This window comes from Burkholderia sp. BCC1993 (genome assembly GCF_905339865.1).
Lineage (GTDB): Bacteria > Pseudomonadota > Gammaproteobacteria > Burkholderiales > Burkholderiaceae > Burkholderia.
The window spans coordinates 26,806-46,484 of the sequence record NZ_CAJPGZ010000030.1 but is presented as its reverse complement, the minus strand read 5'-3'; the positions used below and the strand labels follow the sequence as shown (position 1 = coordinate 46,484).

Genomic DNA, 19,679 nt, shown 5'->3' with positions numbered 1-19,679 from the left:
TTGACGTACGTGCTGATGACTGACTGCGGGAGACGCAAGGGGGGTGCACCATGAATACAAACATCAGATCAAATTCGACATATGAACGGCGGGCGATTGCGTTGCTCGCGCTTGGCTTCGGGCTGGTCGGTCTCGACCGCTGGCTCATTACACCGCTGTTTCCGCAAATGATGCGGGACCTTGGCCTCACCTATCAGGATCTCGGGAACGTCACGGCCGTGCTGGGCCTTGCGTGGGGCGTGTCCGCCATCCTGATGGGACGGCTGTCCGACACGGTCGGCAGACGCAAGATCCTGATCCCCGCGATCATCCTGTTTTCGCTGCTGTCCGGGTCGACCGGCCTCGTCGGCGGTGTCGGCGTGCTCATGTTCACGCGTGTACTGATGGGCGTCACGGAGGGCGCGTACTGTCCCGCCAGCTTCGCGGCGGGGGACGACGCGTCACCTCCCGTACGACGCGGCCTGAACCTCGGCATCATTCAGGGCTGCTTCGCACTGTTCGGGCTCGGCCTCGGGCCGATCATCGCCACGCAACTGCTGTCGGTCGTGCCGTCGTGGCGTATCGTGTTCGCGATCGTCGCCGCACCGGGGTTGCTGCTCGCATTCCTGATGTACCGAACGATCCGTGAGCCGATTCACATCGCCTCGACGGCGTCGCCCGATCGCGCGCCGCATCGGGAGAGCTGGGGTTCGGTGCTTCGGTACGGCAACGTGCGCGTCGGCATGGGCGCCATTTTCTGCGCAATGGCCGGACTGTTCGTTCTCGCGGCCATCACCCCCGTGTATCTGACCGACTTCCGTCACATGTCGACGGCACAGATGGGTTTCGTGATGTCGGGCCTCGGATTTGGCGGATTTGCCGGCCAGATCTTCGTGTGCGGCATATCCGATTCCATCGGGCGCAGGAACGCCGCGAAGATCACCTTTCTCGCCGGCTGTGCGTCGCTGCTCGCGTTCGCTTATGCACCGACGATTCCGGCGGTGTTGTTCGTACTCCTGTTTGCGATCGCCTTCTTCTGCTGCGGCGCGATCTCGCTGATGGCGGGGCCGGTTGCGGCCGAGGCCGTGCCTTCGTCCCTGACCTCGTCCGCGGTGGGCGCTGTCGTCGGCGCCGGCGAGATCTTCGGCGGCGGTGTCGCCCCGGCCATTGCCGGCTTCATTGCCCAGCATATGGGCCTTCAATTGACGATCCTGTTTGCCTCCGCCGCGCTCGGTGCCGGCTTTCTGCTCGCCTTTCTGCTGCGGGAAACGGCACCGGGAAAGCGCGGCCGCGCCACGACGCATGAAAGCCTGAGCGCACAGAAAAACTAAATTTCATCGGAGATCGTCAAATGAAACTGCTTCATCGACCGTCAGCCGCGTTGCTGGCGATGGCAACCCTTGGCGGCGTATCGACACACGCACTTGGGCAATCGAATGTCACGTTGTACGGCATCGTCGATACCGGCCTCGTCTACCAGACCAAGTCCTCCGGCAACGCCGGCGCTTTGAAAGGCGCACTCGATGGCGGGTGGGCGCCGTCGATCTGGGGTCTGAAAGGACAGGAGGATATCGGCGGCGGGACCAAGATCGGGTTCGCGCTCGAGAACGGGTTCTCGACGACGACAGGGCAATTCGGCAATTCGAACGGCGGTATTTTCGGCCGCCATGCATACGTCCAGGCAACCGGCGGTTTCGGCGACATCAAGGCAGGCCTGCAATTTTCGCCGTTCTTTCTGGCGATCGGCGGTCGCGACCCGCGCGCCATGTCCAATTTCGCGAGCGCGTTCACGGAATATCTGGGCAAGGTCGGCATCAACGGGATTTTCGATTCGAACTCGCTCGTGTATACGTCGCCGACATTCGGCGGTTTCACCGGCAGCATCCAGTACGCACCGGGCGGAATCGCGGGCAGCGGCGTCAAGGGGCGCCGGCTCTCCGGGTCGCTGACCTATGCGGCCGGACCGTTCTCCGCCGACGCGGCGTACTACCAGGCGAAAGACACGGCGACGGGCCAGACCGCCATCGACGGCGCCACGCTCGGTGCGTCATATTCGTTCGAATCGGTGACGGGTTACGCGCTCGCCATTCGTCTGCGCAACAACGAGGCGCCCGGCAGCCCGAACTACATGACCTATGGTGGCGGGTTGTCGTGGAAACCGTCTGCTCCGATTCTCCTGGACTGCGGGGTGTATTACTCGAAGGACAGATCGGCGAGCGGCAGTCATTCGCTGATGTATTCGGCGGGGGCGATGTACTCGTTGTCGGTGAGGACGTCGCTTTATGCACAGGTCGCGCTCGTCAACAATCACGGCGGCATCGGAACGGGCGTCGCCGCCAACGGCGACCTCACCCGCATCCCGGACGGCAATACGCTGGCAGCGTCGGTCGGCATTCAACACCGGTTCTAGTCGAAGCGGTGATCAGTTCAATCACGGGTACTCAAATGACACTGGAACATCCGAAGTACATCGCGGCCGTCGTGCAGGCCGTGCCCGAATTCCTGAATCTCGACAGGGGAATCGAAAAAACGATCGCACTGATCGACGAAGCCGGGCACAACGGCGCCTCACTGATTGCATTTCCGGAAACCTGGCTGCCCGGCTATCCGTTCCATGTGTGGCTCGGGCCGCCCGCATGGGCGCTCGGGGCCGGTTTCGTCCAGCGCTATTTCGACAACTCGATGACGTACGACAGTCCGCACGCCGCGGCCCTGCGGGAGGCGGCGGCACGCAACGAGATGACGGTGGTATTGGGCTTGTCGGAGCGCTGCGGCGGCAGCCTTTATATCGCGCAGTGGATCATCGGCCCGGACGGCGCGACTGTCGCCACGCGCCGCAAGCTGCGGCCGACTCATGTCGAGCGCACCGTGTTCGGCGACGGCGACGGCAGCGATCTGGCCGTGCACGATCTCGCCATCGGCCGCCTCGGTGCCCTGTGTTGCTGGGAGCACATTCAGCCGCTGACCAAGTACGCGATGTATGCGCAGCACGAACAGGTGCACGTCGCGGCGTGGCCGAGCTTCTCCATGTATGAATTCGCACCCGCGCTCGGCCATGAGGTGAACAACGCGGTCAGCCGGGTATATGCCGTCGAGGGCTCGTGCTTCGTGCTCGCGCCGTGCGCGATGATCAGCGAGCACATGGTCGACATGCTGTGCGATACGGAAGACAAGCGTGCGATGATCCGCGCCGGCGGCGGGCATGCCACGGCGTACGGGCCGGACGGGCAAGCGCTCGTGGAGAAACTGCCGGAGACGACGGAAGGGTTGCTGTACGTCGACATCGATCTCGGGCGCATCTCGCTCGCGAAGGCCGCGGCGGATCCGGTCGGGCACTACGCGCGCCCCGACGTCCTGAAACTATGGTTCGACAAGCGGCCGCGGCGGTGCGTCGAGCATGCCGGGGAAAGCGATGCATTGCGAAGGTCGCAATCGCCGGCGCGGGATGCGGCCTCGAGCGAACCCGACGACGGTCAGGAAGGCGTCGACTGATGGATTAGCCGGTATTCGCGCGGCGTTTTCATGTAATGGGCACGAAACGCCCGGCTGAAATGCGCCGCGCTTGCAAATCCCCAGGTTCCGGCGATCTGCTCGATCGAGCGATGTGCGTGGCATTTCAGCGAGAGCCACTGCGCACAGTGCTCCAGTCGTGCGACGAGAATCATGCGGCCGATGGTGGTGTCGTCGTGCTGAACGAGGCGATGAAGATAGCGCGCCGACACGCCCAGTGCGGCTGCTGCCATCTCGGCATTCAGATCGGGATTCCGAAGATTGTTCGAAATGAACTGACGCAACTGTTGCAAGTGCATTGCATGAAGATTGGTGCGGGGGCCCGGGCGGACTTGCAGCCACTCCGCCAGCAGTCCGCCGACCAGATCCGCGGCTGACGTGGAAATTTGCGGCGCGCTCGGGGAACGGGCGAGCTGCTCGCGTTCGGCGCACAGCGTGATGAGGTGCTGCGCCACGAGCATGCCCAGGCCCTCGGTGCCGGAGATCGTATGCGCGACGAAGGTGTCCCGAAGCGGGATCCGGTACGTGACCAGCGACATCGGGAACCGGATGCAGATTTGGTCGAACGGCTCGGCGAGCTCCCAGCGAAACGGTCTGCGCGAATCGAATAAAACGAGGTCGTGATGCTCGACCGACGCGCAGCGTCCGTCCTGAATCAGCTTGCCTGCCCCCTGCAACTGAAGACTGGCAAGAATATAGTCTCCGTCCGTGTTGGAGACCGACTGGACATCATGCACGGCGACATGCCTTCCGGCAGAAATCCGCGAGATGCAGACGTCGGCGATCGTCGCGCTTTGTATGCTTCCCGAGAAGTGCGCATCCCGCTCGTGCGATATGGCAAGCGGAACGCAGCATTGCGCCGCCGCCTGCTCCCATTGGGCGAGCGATTCGCTGGCACGGCAATTCGCATTCAGGTTGTCCGGCGATCCCATTCTTCGATCTTCCCACGGCAGGCGGCTGGGCCACATGAGTCATCTCGACAAATATGGTTCCGCAAAATTCGGGCGTCAATCGGCGGCTTCCTGCGTGCCGTGTGCTTTTCAATGTGTCCGTTCGCGCGGAATGGGTGATCGTCGCCGATGCGACGACCACCGGAATTGCGTATGCCTAACCTCGGCTCGAATGTGCGGCTGCGGGAATATGCTGACGGACGACTGCAAGGGCGACGAACACGACCACCATCGCCGAACCGAGCATCAGCAGGTAGCCGGTCCCCCCGGTCGCGGTAATGACGGCCGCACCGGCAAATGCGCTGAGGATTGCGCCGAGCCGGCCGAAAGCAAGCGCGGACGCCGTGCCGGTTGCCCGCACGCCGGTCGAATAGACGTACGCGCAGAGCGCATACATCGTCGACTGGACTGCGTTGACGAACAGGCCGTGCAGCCCGAGTCCGATGATCAGGAGTGCAGTCTGATGCTTCAAGTCCACGCCGAGGATCAGCCATGCACTGACGGCGCCCCCGATGCAGCACAGAAGCAGCGGGCCGCGCGAACCGTAGCGGGCGATCGCCATCGCACACGCGAGTGCGCCGAGCACGCCGCCGAGATTGTAGGCCGTCAAGCCGTAACCGGCGATCGCGACCGACAATCCCTCGCTGGTGAGCATGGCGGGCAGCCAGCTGAACGCCGCATAGACAGCCAGCAGACATGCAAAGAATGCGCTCCAGATTGAAACCGTATCGCGCGCGCGGCCCTCGCGGAACAGGGACAGGAATCCCGTCTGCCGTTCGGTTTGCTGCTCGCGCGCATCGGTGAACAGGGTGTCGGCGCCGAGTTGATGCCCCATGCGGGCGAGCAGACGCACGAGGTCGGGCCAGCGGTGCCGGCGACGCGCGAGATAGCGGGGCGATTCGGGCAGCATGGCGAGCAACACGATGCCCAGGATGAGCGGCAGGATGCCGCCTGCGAAGAACAGGCCGCGCCATCCGTACGACGGCAACACCTGCCCCGCGAACAAGCCGGCGAGCATCCCGCCGAGCGGTACGCAAACGATGGTTGCGGTGACCGCGAGCGTCCGATACCGGGCCGGCGTGAATTCGGCCGTGATCGTCGTCGACGTGGGCAGCGCACCACCGATGCCCAGACCCGCCACGAAGCGCAACGCGGCAATGACGGCGATGTTCGGTGCGAACCCGATCGCGCAGGTCGCCGTGCCGAACACCAGCACGCTCGCGATCACGGCCCAGCGACGTCCGAATCGATCGGCGAACAGGCCGGCCATTGCGCTGCCGATTCCCATGCCGATCAGGCCGGCCGCGACGACGGGCGCGAAGGCCCCGCGTGTCACGCCCCATTCCTTGATCAGGACCGGGATCGCGAAGCCGATGAGCTGGCTGTCGAAGCCGTCCACGATAATGGAAAGCGCAGCCAGGACGACGGCGATTCGCTGTACGAGCGCGTACGGGCCGTGATCGAGCGTGTGCCCGATATCGAGCGATCCGCCGCCGTGCAGGCCGAGATCGCCTGATGGGGTTCGCGCGTCGGACGACGCGGAAATGGACGGGTTCATTTTGTCTCCTGGTGCGCGCAGCGCGCCCTTGTGTTTTGAAATGGCCGCGGCAGGTTGCGTGAGGCTCCGCACCGCGGCCGGCTGCGTGGATGTGTCGACGGACGCTTCAACGACGCGCCCGGCGGCAACCGCCACGCGCTTCAGTGTCGAGCCGTCGCACCGTCCGACTGACGTGTACGCGCATCGACGAGCCTGACGAGGCAGGCCAGGCTGTGCGTATACGGCACCGCGACACCGGCCTTGTGAGCAGCCTCGACTACCGCGCCATTGATCGCTTCGATCTCGGTACGCCGGCCGGCCAGCACGTCCTGCAGCATCGATGGCCGATGCGTACGATGATGGGCGAGCGCATCGCGCACATTCGACGCCACGTGCGCTTCACTTGCCGAAATGCCGAGTGCACGCGCGACGGCCATCACCTCTGAAACGATCTTCAGCGCCAGTTCTTCGCCGTCAGCGGTATTCGTCAACTCGCCGACCATGCATTGCGTCACGGCACACAGACTGTTGAGGGCGGCGTTGAATGCAACCTTCTCCCAAATCGCGGCCCAGACGTCGGGATCGACATGGCACGAGAGGCCGGCGTCATTCAACGCATGCACGGTCTGTTCGAGCGCGCTCGTATGCGTGCCGTTCGCGTTCATCAGCCGGATCGTGCCCTGGCCATGCGAGCTGACGGCGCCAGGTTCCGACTTGTCGGCCGGCCACGTGGTCACGCCGACCATGACCCGGTCGGGCGATACGGAACGGGCGAGCCGTTCGGCGTTCCCCAGGCCGTTCTGCAAGGACAGGATGACGGTGTCAGGGCCGAGTACGGCGCTTGCGGCAGCGAGTGCGGCGGTCGTATGCATCGTCTTGGTGAAGACGATGACGAGGTCGACGGGCTTGCTGGCCTCCTCCGGCCGCAGTGCGACGAGATCGCGCACGATTTGCTCGCCGGAATCGGTCGAAAGTCGCAGGCCGTGGCTGCGAATCGATGCGAGATGAGCGTCGTCGATATCGAGCAGGCTGACCGAATGACCCGCCAGCGCGAGGCGGCCGCCAAAGAACGAACCCATCGCACCGGCACCCAGAATGGCGATCTGCATCGCATGCTCCTCAGAACGGATAGTGGCGCGGCGTGGTCTGCAGCGTGATCCACCGCAAGTCGGTGAATTCCGCGATACCCGCGCGGCCGCCGAAGTGCCCGAAGCCGCTGTCCTTGACGCCGCCGAACGGCATGTGCGCCTCGTCGTGTACCGTCGGTCCATTGATATGGCAGATACCCGATTCGACGCGCCGGGCGACGTTCATCGCGCGTGCGCTGTCTCGGCTGAACACGGCCGCCGCGAGGCCATAGGGGTTGTCGTTTGCGCAAGCGATCGCCGCTTCCTCGCCGCGCACGCGCACGATCGGCTTCACCGGGCCGAATGATTCGTCATGGTAGATGCGCATCGCCGGCGTGACGTGATCGAGCAACGTGGCGGGCATGAGCGTCGTGTCGGCCTTGCCGCCGCTCGCGAGCGTTGCGCCGTGCGCGAGTGCGTCGTCGATCAATGCATTGCAGCGCTCGACCGTACTCATGTCGACGACCGACCCGAGGACCACCGGGCCGTTTCGAGGATCGCCGAGCGGTAGCGCGCGCGCACGCGTGGCGAGCCGCTCGACGAACGCATCCGCGATCCGTTCGTCGACGATGATGCGCTCGGTCGACATGCAGATCTGCCCCGAATTGGCGAAGGCACCGAAGATGGCCGCGTCGACCGCTGCGTCGACGTCCGCGTCATCGAGGACGATGAACGGTGCCTTGCCGCCGAGTTCGAGCACGGCCGGTTTCAGATGACGGGCACATTGTTCCGCGATCAGGCGCCCCACGCGCGTCGAACCCGTGAAGTTGACCCGCCGGACCTTGGGATGGGCGACCAGCGCGTCGACGATGCGGGCTGCATCCGCCGGGGCATTCGTGACGAAATTCACCGTGCCGGGCGGCAATCCGGCCTCCTGCATCGCCTCGATGATGAGGCCATGGGTGGCCGGACACATCTCCGAGCCCTTCAACACGACGGTGTTGCCGCATGCGAGCGGCAGTGCGATGGCGCGCACACCCAGAATCACGGGCGCATTCCATGGCGCGATGCCAAGGACGACGCCCGCCGGTTGGCGCATGCCCATCGCGAGGCTGCCGGGCACGTCCGACGGGATCAGTTCGCCGCCGATCTGCGTCGTCATCGCGGCGGCTTCGAGCAGGCCCTGTGCTGCAAGGTGGACGTTGAAGCCGGCCCACAAGCCGGATGCGCCGGTCTTGGATGCCATCGCCGCCGCAAAGGCGTCGGACTTCGCCTCGAGCGCCCGGGCCGCAGCGGTAAGCAGCTCGCGCCGCTTGAGCGGGCCGAATTCCGACCAGATCGGGAATGCGCGGGCCGCGGCATCCACCGCTGCCTCGGCATCCTCGACGCTGGCGGCGGGCGCGCGCGACGCCACCTCACCGTCGAGCGGATTACGGCGCTCGAACATCGCGCCGTTGCGTGCCATGACTTGCTCGCCGTCGATGAGCATCGACACTGTCTTCATCGTTTGTCTCCTGGATGGTTCGAGGGTCGAGGGCGGCTTACGCGACCTCGATTTCGACGAGTGACGGACCGTTCGCCGAGAGCGCGCTTCGCAGCGCGTCGCGCAGGCCGTCGGCGTCGGTCAGGTGCACGCCCGGGCAGCCCATGCCGGCGGCGATCTTCACGAAATCGAGACCGGGCAGGTCGGTGCCCTGCACGGGGTCTTCCGGACCGAAGCCGAACACCGGCGCGAAGTCCTGCAACGCCGCATAGCGCGTGTTGTTCAGAATCACGAACGTGATGGGCAAGCGCAGATGTACCGCCGACCAGATCGCCTGGATCGAGTACATGCTCGAACCGTCTCCGATCACCGCAATCACGCGCTCGCCGTGACGGGCCAACGCCACGCCGACCGCTGCCGGCATGCCGAAGCCCAGGCCGCCGCTGTCCATGGTCAGGAATCCGCCTGCCCGCTGGATGGGCAGGTACGCCTGCATCACGGGGCGCGCGCTCGGCGCTTCTTCGACGACGATGTCCTCGGCGCGACGGACTTCGCTCAGCGTTTGCAGCGCGAAGGCGACCGACATGCGCTCACCCGGGCCGGGCGGCAGCGCACGCGGCGGCAACTGCCGGGGCGCAGGCAACGCGCGCCCGCGCGGCGCACCGCGCTCGAGCAGATCCTGGATGCCGAGCCGCACGTTCCCGACGACGGCCAGACCCTCCGGCGTCCATGCCGCCGTACCCGGATCATCGATCAACTGACACAGCGTCGCGCCTGCGGGAACGTGCGGGCCGTGCCCTTCGACGTGATAGCTGAAGGCCGGTGCACCGACGGCGAATATCACGTCGTGGCCATCGAGCAGTTCGACGATGCGCTCGCGCATCGCGGGCAGGAAACCGGCGAACAGCCGATGCGACTCCGGAAAACTGCAGCGCCCGGTCATGGGTGCGACATATACGCGTGCGCAATGACGTTCCGCCAGCCGAACGAGGTCGTCGACGGCGCCGGCGCGGTCCACGGCGCCGCCCACGACGAAGGCGGGGCGCTCGCACTGATCGAGCAGGTCTCCAATGTGCGCGAGCGCGTCCGCGGCGGGGCGTGTCACATGCGAAACGACGCGCTCGGGCAGCCGTTCGGCCGATTGGTCCCAATCGTCGACCGGAATGGACACGAATACGGGCCCGCGCGGCTCCTGCATCGCGATCGCCCAGGCGCGTGCGATGGCGAGCGGCACGTCTTCGGCTCGCGCCGGCTCGATGCTCCACTTCACATAGGGTTTGGGGAGTTCCGTGGCACTCGTGGCCGAAAGAAACGGATCGAACGGCAGGATCGCGCGCGCCTGTTGTCCCGCTGTGATCACCAGCGGCGTCCGGTTGCGGAAGGCGGTGAAGATGTTGCCCATCGCGTTGCCGACGCCGGCTGCCGAATGCAGGTTCACGAGGGCGGCCCGCCCGCTGGCCTGGGCGTAGCCGTCCGCCATGCCGACGACGACGGCTTCCTGCAGCCCGAGTACATAGCGGAAATCGGCGGGGAAGTCGCGGAACATCGGCAGTTCCGTCGAGCCCGGGTTGGCAAACACGGACGTCATGCCGACGCGGCGCGCGAAGTCGATCACCGCATCGCGTACCGTCATGCCCGGTGCATTGGCGGCTTGACGGCCTTGCGGCGGGAGGCTGTGCTCCATTGAAGTCTCCTGTCGTTCAGTACGGTCTTGGAGTACGCATTATCGAAACATCGGGGACTCTCCGAAATTGCCGATTTCGCAAAAAGGCATTACCTTCAGGCATGACTTTCAATCTCCAGCAGCTTCACGCATTCGTCACGATCGCCTCGGCCGGTAGTCTCGGGCGCGCGGCCGAGACCTTGCACGTCACCCAACCGGCCTTGAGCCGGGCGATCCGCCGGCTCGAAGAGGAGGTTGGTGCCCCTTTATTCGAGCGCCATACGCGCGGCATGCACCTGACGGCGGTGGGGGAGGCGCTGCTGCCGCACGCGATTCTGTTGCAGCGCGAGGCGGAGCAGGCGCGCGAAGAGATCGACGCGATGCGCGGGCTCGCACGCGGGACGATTCGCTGCGGTGCGGTCGGCAGCATCGCGAGCCTCGTGCTGCCGCTCGCCGTGAGCGGCGTGTTGCAGAAGTGGCCCAATTTGCGCGTTCACGTCATCGAAGGCGTCTGGGATCGTCTTGCCGAGGCGCTGGTGCAGCGCGAAATCGATCTCGCACTCAGCATGGTGATGCCCGACACCGAAGAGATCGTCGCGATCGAGGACTGTCGCTGGGAGGACAACAGCTACGTGGTGGCGGCGCTCGATCACCCGCTGCGCGGAAAGCAGGGGATCACGCTGGCCGATACGCTGGATCAGCAGTGGGCGATCCCGCCGCGCGGCACCGCGCCATTCGAGCACATGCAGCAGGTGTTCGTCGCAAACGGGCTCGGCTTGCCGAACGTCGTGGTCGAAACCCGATCGATCACCGTGCTGAAGAGTCTCGTCGCCCGATCCGGTTTTCTGAGCTGGATGGCTGAACCGATGTACGTGACGGAAAGCAAGGCGGGGGTGTTCGATACGCTCGAATTGCCGGGGGTGGTCGGGCGGCGCACGTTGACCGCATTTCGGCGTCGGCACGGTTTGTTGCCGAGTCCTGCCGTCAAGCTGCTCGAACAGTTGCGGCAACTGACGGCTGAACCGCGCGAGTGAATGCGGCGGTTCTTCGGTGCGCTTCGAGAGAAAACGGTCGGCGCCGACCGTGAACTGCCAATTTAGCAAACCTGATTTTCCATCTGCTACGCTTCTCGAGAGGCAAGGTTTCGTGGTGGCCGTGCATCAGGTGGCAACATGTGTCGACGAGACGCCCGGCAACGTCAGGATGAACGTGCAGCCTTCGCCCGGGCGGGTATGCAAATCGATGTTGCCGCCATATCGCTTCGCGATCGTCTTCACGAAAGCCAGCCCGAGACCGGCGCCCGATGGGTAACGAGGCGGTTCGACTTGCAGGCGTTGAAATGGCTCGAACAGACGTTGCCGGGCTTCGGCTGATATGCCGGGCCCGTGGTCGGCAACGGAAATGGCGTAGCCGTGTTCGACTGCGGACAGGCGCACGGTTACCGTGGCGTTGCCAGGACTGAACTTGATGGCATTGCTCACGAGATTGACGACCGCGCGCATCAGCAGGAAGGGTTCCACGCGGGCGATGCAGACCTCGTCCCCGACGTTCACGTCGAGCCGGATGCCGCGCGCTTGAGCGAGTGCCCACAGTTCGTCGATCGCATCGAGTACCACGCTGCCGATATCCGTTTCCACCAGTGACCAGGTCGGTGCTTCGGCGCGCGCCAGCAGAACGAAGTCGTCGGCCAGTGCCAGCGTACGGCGCGCGTACGCGGCAATTCGATCGAGCAGGTCCTTGGCGGGCGGGGCCGGTTCAGCGGCTCGCTGAAGATCGATCAACGCGAGAATCGATGCCTGAGGCGAGCGCATGTCGTGGGAAATGAAGTGCAGCCATGCCTCCCGGCGCCGCTCCGCCAGACGAATCTTCGTCACGTCGAGCACGAACCCGATCGTTCGTTGGGTCACGCCGTCTTCATGCTGCGGATAGGCGGTGGACTGCACCCATCGAATCTCGCCGTCGGGCTGAATGACGCGATACTCGACGCGATAATCCCTGCCGAACGAATTGAATTCCTCCGCGGTCCGGGTGACCTTCATGGCCTTGTCGACGTCGTCCGGGTGAATCAACGCGCGAAACTGGTCGATCGAGGTAATCGCCCGCCCGGGAGCGTGGCCCATGATTCGATGCCAGTTCTCGTCGCAGTGCAGTGTGTCCGATGCGATGTCGTAGTCCCAGATTCCCAGTCCGCCGACGCGGGCCGCGATAGCCAGCCTTTCTTCGCTGCGTCGAAGCAGATCGAGCGCCCCGCGCTCGCGCGTCACGTCTCTCGAAACACACAGAATGGCGGTCGTTTTTCCATCGGCGTCCAATATCGGCGTCAGCATGTTGTCCCAGTATTGAATGTCGCGCCCCGGACGCTCGCTGCGCCCGGGAAACCTGCCGAACACACCGTTCCTGGCGGATTCGAGCGCGACATTTCCCTCGGGCCAGACGTCTTCGGGCAGGAGCGGCAGCCACGGCATACCGAATCCCGAGTCTTCGTCGACGCCCAGCGCCTGGCAGCCGGCGCGGTTCATATGCAGCACGTTGCCTGTCGGCGAAATCAGTTTGATGCAGTCGATGCTGATATTCAGCATGTCCGTCTGTATCGACGTGTGACTCTTCAGTTCGATTTCCTTGGCCTTCAGGTCATGGATATTCGTGCAAGTGCAGAGCCATCCGTCGTCAACGCGATGAAGGTCGACGGTGAACCACTGGTCGATGCCGTGGGAACCCGCCAGCCGGCACTCCAGCGTTTCGTGCACCGAGCCGGGTTGCGCCGCGTGAAGTGTCGACTGGGCGGTGCATCGGTGCTCCGGATGGATCAACTCCGTCCATTGGAGTCGATACGTGGTCTCGGCGGAGCGATCCGCGTAGGCAAGCCATGCATCGTTGATGCTGACGACTCGCCCGTTCTCGTCGAAATGGCATGCCGGTGTCCGAAGGACATCGATCAGGCGGGCAATCCTGAGACAGTCGCGGCGTGCGGGGGGTGTTTCGTCGGGCGAAACAACAGGAGATTCCGTCTTCGAACGTGTGGGGGGTGCAAGGTCCGGGCCGTCTACGTTGCACGCGCAAGAAATTTCATTTTCAAGACGAAATCCATTCATTTTTGTTACATTCCATGCATCGCTGACACGCTTCCAGAATGTCAGACATCAAATGAAGCATCAATGGGTAGACAGCACTATGGATTGGCACCGTAGTAGTGCATATTATTTTCGAGTGGCGATATCAGGTGAAGGTGCGGAGATCGCCGAGTGAAAGTTGGGCCTGATTGAATCTCATGCTGCACATAGTGTCGGCTTCAAGCGTCGCATTGAATGCTGATCATGTTGAATGACATGTGCGGAAGCCGGACGGGGCGATACGCGTGGTGCCGCCGATTTTTCGCAGGCGCGGACCGTCGGGCCGACACGCCGGAATCGCAAGTGGACGATCGCATGTGCGTTGGCCGACGTCGTCGAATGGTGCCGAGATGACACGAGTGCACGTGTGGTCGACACCGGGCGGCGATGCCAGGCTGCTGCTGATGCATATTTCCCCGGAGCACGCGCGCGTCGACCCCGAGATCGTTCATCGAAACCGCCGCAGTTCGCGGTGATCCCGCTTCACGCCTCCGAAATACCGCGACACGCGACGCGATACGCGCCCGGGCTGCATCCGAACCGTGCCTTGAACGCGCGCCCGAAATGCGTGATGTCCGAGAAGCCGCACGCGATCGCCAGCTCCAGCAGGTTGCGGTTGGGATCCGCCGGATCCTCCAGCGCGCGCTTGCTCGCCTGCAGCCGGTATTCCTGGATCAGGCTCTGCGGCGTCCGCTCGGTCGCGGCCAGTGCGCTGTACAACGTGCGCCGCGACACGTTCAGCGCACTCGCGAGCTTGTCCGGCGACAGATCGGGATCGCTGTAGTGGTGCGACAGATAGATTTCCGCATTCATCCGCAGCGTCGCGCTGCGCGCATCGGCGCCGGTCAGCGAATCGCTCGCCTCGCGGCGGATCACCGAATCGAGCAGCATCAGCGTCGACTGCTCGAAGCCGAACAGGCTTTCCGGATCGTTCGGCACCTGCCCGTCCATCAGGTAATGGATCGATTGAAGCGCCAATTGCGCATTGCCGACGGTTCGACGGACCTGCACGCCCGCGCGCTCCACGAACCAGCGCCACATCGTGCCGCTTCTCGGCGGCGTCAACGCCGCGACGAAGCGCGACGCGTTCGCCGATTCGATCATGTACGGCTGCGTCGCATCGTAGATCACCCACTCGCCGGGATGGACCGTCGACGTCGCGTTGCGCTGCGTGACGCGGCTTTGTCCGGCGATCTGGAACAGGATCTTGTAGCAGTCGCTGTCGGCGCGCGACGCGAGCGAGCGGTCGCGATCGACGCGGATCGCGGTGGTGTCGACCTCCGCCATCCGCAGGCCGCCGACCGTGGCAACCCGCACCGACATCCGGAACTGCGGGCCGGTGTCGTGAAAGACCAGCGGCAGGAAGCTGTCCGCGATCAGGTCGCGCAGATTCGCGTTGCTGTTGCTGGCGTCGACGACGAGTTCGTGTGCCATTGCCGGAAGAGGGAGAGGGCCGGGGAATGCGTCGAGCTTAATGCATTCGGCGCGGACGCGGGGTGCAACGCAATCATTGTCGGCAGCGGCGGCCTTCAGCGTCAATGGTGGTTTCCACAGGGAAACCGCTGCGTCGCACCGATCTGCACGCTGAAGCCAAAAGTGTGCACGCAACGCCGATCCGCGTGCGCGACGCGTCCCTAGAATCGAAGAGCGGCCGGCAAGTCGGGCCTTTCACTCAATTCGAATTCCGGAGGGACACAGATGGCACGGGTACGGATGCTGGACGAAGTCAGCGCGTTTCTCGCGCGCGAACACGGTCACTACATCGACGGTCAGGCGGTAGCCGGCCGCGGCGAGCGGATCGACGTGCGCGATCCGTCGACGCGCGCGGTGATCGGCTCCGTCGCGCAGGCGACCGACGACGACGTCGAGGCCGCGGTCGCGTCGTCGCATCGTGCGTTTCGCGGCGAGTGGGCCAACCTGACGCCGGCCGATCGCGAGCGCGTCCTGCTGCGTTTCGCCGACCTGATCGACGCACACGGCGAAGAGATCGCGCAGATCGAAACCGCGCAGTCGGGCAAGCTGATCGGGCTGTCGCGCGTGATCGAAGTCGGCTGGTCGGCCCGCTGGCTGCGCTATTACGCGGGCTGGGCCACGAAGATCGCGGGCGAAACGCTCGCCCCGTCGTTCCCGAGCATGAACGGCGAGCGCTACACGTCGTTCACGCTGCGCGAACCGCTGGGCGTCGTGTTCGGGATCATTCCGTGGAATTTCCCGGTGATGATCCCGGTGTGGAAATTCGGCGCGGCGCTCGCGACCGGCAACACGGTGCTCATCAAGTCGTCGGAGTTCACGCCGCTCACGATGCTGCGCATCGCCGAACTGGCGACCGAAGCCGGCCTGCCGCCCGGCACGCTCAACGTGATCAACGGCACGGGCAAGGTCGGCGCGAAGGTGATCCGCGATCCGCGCGTGGCGAAGGTGTCGTTCACGGGGTCGGTGCCGACCGGCCGCATCATCGGCGAGGAGGCCGTCAACGCGAACTTCACGCGCTTCACGCTCGAACTGGGCGGCAAGAATGCGGCGGCGTTCCTGCCGGATACGCCGGTCGACAAGATCCTCGACGGCATCGTCGAAGCCGGGTTCCTGCATAGCGGGCAGGTGTGCGCGTCGGCGGAACGCTTCTTCGTGCATCGCGCGAAGTTCGACGAGGTGGTCGAGAAGATGAAGGCGCGCCTGGACAGCTTCCAGCCGGCCGACCCGATGGACGACGCCGGGATGATCGGCCCCGTCTGCAACGAACCGCAGTTTCGCAAGTGTCTCGACGCGTTCGAGCTCGCGCGCACGGAAGGCGACACGATCGTCACCGGCGGCGGCGCGTATGCGCGTGACGGCTTCTACGTGAAGCCGACGATCGTGCTGCCGCGCTCGCTGGAATCGGCTTCGTATCGCAAGGAGATCTTCGGGCCGGTCGGCGCGTTCGTGCCGTTCGACGACGAGGAAGAACTGATCGCGATGATGAACGACACGCCGTTCGGGCTGACCGCGAGCCTGTGGACGAACGACCTGTCGAAGGCGCTGCGCTATGTGCCGCGGATCGAAGCCGGCACCGTGTGGGTGAACATGCACACGCTGGTCGACCCGGCCGTGCCGTTCGGCGGCGCGAAGGGCTCCGGTATCGGACGCGAGTATGGCTCGTCGTTCATCGACGCTTATACCGAGCCGAAATCGGTGACCATTCGCTTCTGACGACATAACCCGCCAACGGAAACCCGCCCGGCATCGACCGGGCGGGCGTTTCCGTTCAAGGCCGAGGTCAATCAGAACCGCGTACTGAACCCGATCCGCGCGACCGACTGCAGCGCGCCGCTCGACGCGCCGTTCGCGTCCATCACGCCGTTGATCTGCGCGTTGCTGCCGTGGCTTGCACGCTGATGCACGCCCGCGACATACACCATCGTGCGTTTCGACAGCCAGTACTGGACGGCGGCCAGGAACTGGTGCGCATGCGCGTTGTCGAGCGTGTCGTTGCCCTTCATGTACGTGTAGCTCGCCCCGATCACCCAGACCGGCGACGGATGCCACGCGGCGCCGGCTTCCGCCGACCACGCGCCCGCGCCGTTCCACGCGTTGTGCACGGTTGTGAAGAGCGCCTTCGCCGTGACCGTGCCGAGCGTGTAGTGGGCACCCGCGCCCCAGTTGCGCACGGTGGTGGCGGGCAGCCCACCCGCCGCGCCGTACTTCTGGTTCGTATAGGCCGCGCCCGCGCCGAACGGGCCGTTGTCGTAGCTCGCGCCGACGCTGACCGTATTGTTCGCGCCGACCGATCCCGCGACGTTGCCGAAGCCGTACAGCGCGCCGAAGGTCAGGCCCGAGATCGACGCGCTCGTGTACTTCACGGAATTCGCGACGCGGTTGCTGCCCGCGACGCGATCCCAGTCGAACGCGCCGGTCGGGTTGTTCGGCAGCGCGAGCTTGTCGAACGGGCCGTTGCGAAAGCCGTACAGCCCGACGAGATCCTGCGCGATCTCGTTGCCGCTCGCGGCCAGCGCGTCGACCATGAACTCGTACTGGTTGCCGAGCGTCAGCGTGCCGTAGCGGTCGTTCTGCAGCCCGACATAGGCCGTGCGCGCGAACAGGCCGCCGCCGATCATCGATCCGTTCGCGAGCGAGAACTGATTGACGAGCCGGAAGATCGCGCGCGTGCCGGCGCCGAGGTCCTCCTTGCCCTCGAAACCGAGCAGGTTCGGGAAGAAGATGTTGTCGTCGAATTTCGCGTTGCCGTGGCCGCCTTCGTTGCTCACATAGCTGAGGCCGGCGTCCAGCAGCCCGAACATCGTCACGCTGCTCTGCGCGAACGATGCGGCCGGAATCGTGCAGGCCGCGAGGGCCAGCAAAGTCTTTTTCGTCATCTCCAAAGTGCTCCTCACATGTCCGGTCATGCCGGAATATTTTTGATGGGACTACTGATTGATATGAAGATAGTGAAACGTGCAACGGTCGATCGGGTCGCGCCCGGAAACAGGAGCCGGAAAGCAGGAGCCGGAAACGGCACGCCGGCATTCCGACACGCGGACACTGACGCACACCTCCTGCGCCGATGCCCGCGCGCGCCCGGCGCTAGACCGTCGAATACCCGCCATCCACCGGCACGATCGCACCGGTAACGAACGATGCGCCGGGCGAGCACAGGAACAGGATCACGTTCGCGACCTCGTCGGCCGTGCCCCAGCGCGCGAGCGGCGTGCGATCGAGAATCCGCCGCGACGCCTGCGTATCGGCCATCAGCCCGCTGCTGAGCGGCGTGTCGATCCAGCCGGGCGCCACCGCGTTCACGCGGATGCCGCGCTCGGCCCACGCCTGCGCGAGCGAGCGCGTCAGTTGCGCGATGCCGCCCTTGCTCGCGCTGTACGCCGGGCGGTCCTTGCTGCCGAAGTACGTGTACATCGACGCGACGTTGACGATGCTGCCGCCGTTCGCCGAGAGTGCCGGCAGCGTGGCGTCGGACGCCCGCATCACCGACGTCAGGTTCACGTTCAGCACGAGTTCGAACTGGTCCATCCGGTATTCGTCCGCGTGCCGGCTGATGCCGACGCCGTTGACGAGCACGTCGACGCGCGGCAGCGAGCGGATCTGCCGTGTCAATGCTGCGTTGTCGGTCACGTCGAGCGCCACGCAGCGGATGCCGGGATGCACCGGCGCATGCGGGCCGGCGGCGTCGAGCCCGAGCGCGACGACCGACGCGCCCGCTTCCGCGAAACGCCACGCGGTGCGCGCGCCGATGCCCGACGTGCCGCCCGTGACAACGACGGTCTTGCCGTCAAACGACGAGGGGCGGCTCATGTTCGATGCTCCCGACGGTGTGAACAGGGCGCGCGTGACGGCGCGATGGCGCAACCAGGATCTTGATCTGCGCGCGATCGGCGAGCAGCGCGTCGAAGCCGTCGGCGACGGCGTCCTCGAGCGAGACGGTGCGCGTGACGATCGACGTGAGATCGAGCGCGCCCGACCCGATCAGCCGCAGCAGATCTTCGTACACGTGCCGGTAGCCGACGCTCGCCGTGAAGGTCAGCTCGTCGTTGACCGCGCGGAACGCATCGAAGCCCGCGTGCGGCATCAGGCCGACCATCACGAGGCGGCCGCCCTTGCGCAGCCCCTGCATCGCGGCCTCGAACGTGGCCGGCAGGCCGGCCGCCTCGAAGCTCACGTCGACGCCGAGCCCGCCCGCCGCTTCGCGGATCGCGTCGCGCAGCACCGGGGCGTCGAGTGAGCGCGCATCGAACGCGTGCGTCGCGCCGAAGCGCGCGGCCGCCGCGAGCCGCTCGGGCGACACGTCGACCGCGACGATGGTCGTCGCGCCCTGCAGTTTCGCGAGCATGATCAGCAGCAGGCCGATCGGCCCGAGCCCGAACACCGCGCAGGTGTCGCCGAGCCGCAGCTCGCCGCGCCGCAGCGCGTGCAGCGCGACGGCCGCCGGTTCCATCACCGCGGCCTGTTCGAGACTGACGTCGTCGGGCAGGCGGTGCAGCATGTAGGCCGGCACGACCGCGAAATCGGCCATCCCGCCGTCGCCCATCAGGCCGGCGAAGCCCATCGACAAGCACAGGTTGTACGACCCCGCGCGGCAATACGCGCACTGGTGGCAGTGATACTCGGGCTCGACCGCCACGCGGTCGCCGGGGACCAGCGTCGTGACGCCCGCGCCGACTTCGACGACGGTGCCGCAGAACTCATGACCGAGCGTCAGCGGCGCGGTGCGGCCGGACAGCGGATGCGGCGCGTCGACGGGAATCGCGTGCGGGCCGTCCGCGTATTCGTGCAGGTCGCTGCCGCAGATGCCGCAATACGCGACCGCGATGCGAACCTCGCCGGGCCCGGCGCGCGGCGTGTCGAGATCGACCAGGCGGATGTCGCGCGGGCCGTGCCATTGAAGTGCGCGCATG

At 65.4% G+C, this 19,679-nt stretch carries 15 protein-coding genes; 5 read left to right on the top strand and 10 right to left on the bottom strand.

All coding sequences use genetic code 11. The features are described from left to right. The first annotated feature begins 50 nt into the window (after window positions 1-50). The 3 genes from U4Y91_RS34980 to U4Y91_RS34970 are packed head-to-tail and all read left to right on the top strand — an operon-like array spanning window position 51 to window position 3,471. Window positions 51-1,310: an MFS transporter gene (locus tag U4Y91_RS34980; RefSeq protein WP_321808904.1), complete on the top strand. Its 1,260-nt coding sequence runs from the start codon at window positions 51-53 to the stop codon at window positions 1,308-1,310. Window positions 1,311-1,330: 20 nt separating this feature from the next. Next, window positions 1,331-2,389: a porin gene (locus tag U4Y91_RS34975; RefSeq protein WP_321808903.1), complete on the top strand. Its 1,059-nt coding sequence runs from the start codon at window positions 1,331-1,333 to the stop codon at window positions 2,387-2,389. 35 nt (window positions 2,390-2,424) lie between these two features. Then, on the top strand, window positions 2,425-3,471 hold the full coding sequence (locus U4Y91_RS34970; protein WP_321808902.1) for a carbon-nitrogen hydrolase family protein: 1,047 nt from the start codon (window positions 2,425-2,427) through the stop codon (window positions 3,469-3,471). Here U4Y91_RS34970 and U4Y91_RS34965 read toward each other — a convergent pair. The 5 genes from U4Y91_RS34965 to mdlC all read right to left on the bottom strand — a co-directional run bounded on the left by U4Y91_RS34965 (window position 3,453) and on the right by mdlC (window position 10,210). After that, on the bottom strand, window positions 3,453-4,457 hold the full coding sequence (locus tag U4Y91_RS34965; RefSeq protein ID WP_321808901.1) for a helix-turn-helix domain-containing protein: 1,005 nt from the start codon (window positions 4,455-4,457) through the stop codon (window positions 3,453-3,455). The two genes, U4Y91_RS34970 and U4Y91_RS34965, sit on opposite strands and share 19 nt — an antisense overlap. A 139-nt stretch (window positions 4,458-4,596) precedes the next feature. Next, the gene (locus tag U4Y91_RS34960; protein ID WP_321808900.1) at window positions 4,597-5,997 is read right to left on the bottom strand and encodes an MFS transporter; all 1,401 of its coding nucleotides are present in this window, start codon (window positions 5,995-5,997) and stop codon (window positions 4,597-4,599) included. Between the two features lie 140 nt (window positions 5,998-6,137). Continuing rightward, window positions 6,138-7,085 (bottom strand): 2-dehydropantoate 2-reductase, encoded by a 948-nt coding sequence (locus U4Y91_RS34955; protein ID WP_321808899.1) that lies wholly within the window; start codon window positions 7,083-7,085, stop codon window positions 6,138-6,140. A 10-nt stretch (window positions 7,086-7,095) separates the two neighbouring features. Beyond that, complete coding sequence (locus tag U4Y91_RS34950; RefSeq protein WP_321808898.1) at window positions 7,096-8,547, bottom strand: aldehyde dehydrogenase; 1,452 nt, start codon at window positions 8,545-8,547, stop codon at window positions 7,096-7,098. A gap of 37 nt (window positions 8,548-8,584) precedes the next feature. Further along, the gene (gene mdlC, locus U4Y91_RS34945) at window positions 8,585-10,210 is read right to left on the bottom strand and encodes a benzoylformate decarboxylase (protein WP_321808897.1); all 1,626 of its coding nucleotides are present in this window, start codon (window positions 10,208-10,210) and stop codon (window positions 8,585-8,587) included. A 101-nt stretch (window positions 10,211-10,311) separates the two neighbouring features. On the opposite strand from mdlC, the gene U4Y91_RS34940 reads away from it, so the two are divergent. Beyond that, the gene (locus U4Y91_RS34940; RefSeq protein ID WP_321808912.1) at window positions 10,312-11,223 is read left to right on the top strand and encodes a LysR family transcriptional regulator; all 912 of its coding nucleotides are present in this window, start codon (window positions 10,312-10,314) and stop codon (window positions 11,221-11,223) included. Between the two features lie 126 nt (window positions 11,224-11,349). Here U4Y91_RS34940 and U4Y91_RS34935 read toward each other — a convergent pair whose 3' ends face one another. Together U4Y91_RS34935 and U4Y91_RS34930 are read right to left on the bottom strand one after the other, a co-directional pair. Further along, window positions 11,350-13,281: an ATP-binding protein gene (locus tag U4Y91_RS34935; protein ID WP_321808896.1), complete on the bottom strand. Its 1,932-nt coding sequence runs from the start codon at window positions 13,279-13,281 to the stop codon at window positions 11,350-11,352. A 501-nt stretch (window positions 13,282-13,782) separates the two neighbouring features. Continuing rightward, window positions 13,783-14,733: a helix-turn-helix domain-containing protein gene (locus U4Y91_RS34930; RefSeq protein WP_321808895.1), complete on the bottom strand. Its 951-nt coding sequence runs from the start codon at window positions 14,731-14,733 to the stop codon at window positions 13,783-13,785. Between the two features lie 264 nt (window positions 14,734-14,997). On the opposite strand from U4Y91_RS34930, the gene U4Y91_RS34925 reads away from it, so the two are divergent. Beyond that, the gene (locus U4Y91_RS34925; RefSeq protein ID WP_321808894.1) at window positions 14,998-16,485 is read left to right on the top strand and encodes an NAD-dependent phenylacetaldehyde dehydrogenase; all 1,488 of its coding nucleotides are present in this window, start codon (window positions 14,998-15,000) and stop codon (window positions 16,483-16,485) included. 71 nt (window positions 16,486-16,556) lie between these two features. On the opposite strand, the gene U4Y91_RS34920 is transcribed toward U4Y91_RS34925, so the two are convergent. The 3 genes from U4Y91_RS34920 to U4Y91_RS34910 all read right to left on the bottom strand — a co-directional run bounded on the left by U4Y91_RS34920 (window position 16,557) and on the right by U4Y91_RS34910 (window position 19,678). Further along, complete coding sequence (locus U4Y91_RS34920) at window positions 16,557-17,648, bottom strand: porin (protein WP_321803696.1); 1,092 nt, start codon at window positions 17,646-17,648, stop codon at window positions 16,557-16,559. Window positions 17,649-17,856: 208 nt separating this feature from the next. Further along, window positions 17,857-18,579, bottom strand: coding sequence for an SDR family NAD(P)-dependent oxidoreductase (locus U4Y91_RS34915; RefSeq protein WP_321808893.1), 723 nt, complete (start codon window positions 18,577-18,579; stop codon window positions 17,857-17,859). Further along, the gene (locus U4Y91_RS34910; RefSeq protein WP_321808892.1) at window positions 18,557-19,678 is read right to left on the bottom strand and encodes a 2,3-butanediol dehydrogenase; all 1,122 of its coding nucleotides are present in this window, start codon (window positions 19,676-19,678) and stop codon (window positions 18,557-18,559) included. The genes U4Y91_RS34915 and U4Y91_RS34910 overlap by 23 nt, the downstream gene beginning before the upstream one ends. Window position 19,679: the final 1 nt, after the last annotated feature.

Coding starts and splice junctions, on each gene's coding strand:
- U4Y91_RS34980 (WP_321808904.1), top strand. CDS start 51: ATGAATACAAACATCAGATCAAATTCGACATATGAACGGCGGGCGATT.
- U4Y91_RS34975 (WP_321808903.1), top strand. CDS start 1,331: ATGAAACTGCTTCATCGACCGTCAGCCGCGTTGCTGGCGATGGCAACC.
- U4Y91_RS34970 (WP_321808902.1), top strand. CDS start 2,425: ATGACACTGGAACATCCGAAGTACATCGCGGCCGTCGTGCAGGCCGTG.
- U4Y91_RS34965 (WP_321808901.1), bottom strand. CDS start 4,457: ATGTGGCCCAGCCGCCTGCCGTGGGAAGATCGAAGAATGGGATCGCCG.
- U4Y91_RS34960 (WP_321808900.1), bottom strand. CDS start 5,997: ATGAACCCGTCCATTTCCGCGTCGTCCGACGCGCGAACCCCATCAGGC.
- U4Y91_RS34955 (WP_321808899.1), bottom strand. CDS start 7,085: ATGCAGATCGCCATTCTGGGTGCCGGTGCGATGGGTTCGTTCTTTGGC.
- U4Y91_RS34950 (WP_321808898.1), bottom strand. CDS start 8,547: ATGAAGACAGTGTCGATGCTCATCGACGGCGAGCAAGTCATGGCACGC.
- mdlC (WP_321808897.1), bottom strand. CDS start 10,210: ATGGAGCACAGCCTCCCGCCGCAAGGCCGTCAAGCCGCCAATGCACCG.
- U4Y91_RS34940 (WP_321808912.1), top strand. CDS start 10,312: ATGACTTTCAATCTCCAGCAGCTTCACGCATTCGTCACGATCGCCTCG.
- U4Y91_RS34935 (WP_321808896.1), bottom strand. CDS start 13,281: ATGAATGGATTTCGTCTTGAAAATGAAATTTCTTGCGCGTGCAACGTA.
- U4Y91_RS34930 (WP_321808895.1), bottom strand. CDS start 14,733: ATGGCACACGAACTCGTCGTCGACGCCAGCAACAGCAACGCGAATCTG.
- U4Y91_RS34925 (WP_321808894.1), top strand. CDS start 14,998: ATGGCACGGGTACGGATGCTGGACGAAGTCAGCGCGTTTCTCGCGCGC.
- U4Y91_RS34920 (WP_321803696.1), bottom strand. CDS start 17,648: ATGACGAAAAAGACTTTGCTGGCCCTCGCGGCCTGCACGATTCCGGCC.
- U4Y91_RS34915 (WP_321808893.1), bottom strand. CDS start 18,579: ATGAGCCGCCCCTCGTCGTTTGACGGCAAGACCGTCGTTGTCACGGGC.
- U4Y91_RS34910 (WP_321808892.1), bottom strand. CDS start 19,678: ATGCGCGCACTTCAATGGCACGGCCCGCGCGACATCCGCCTGGTCGAT.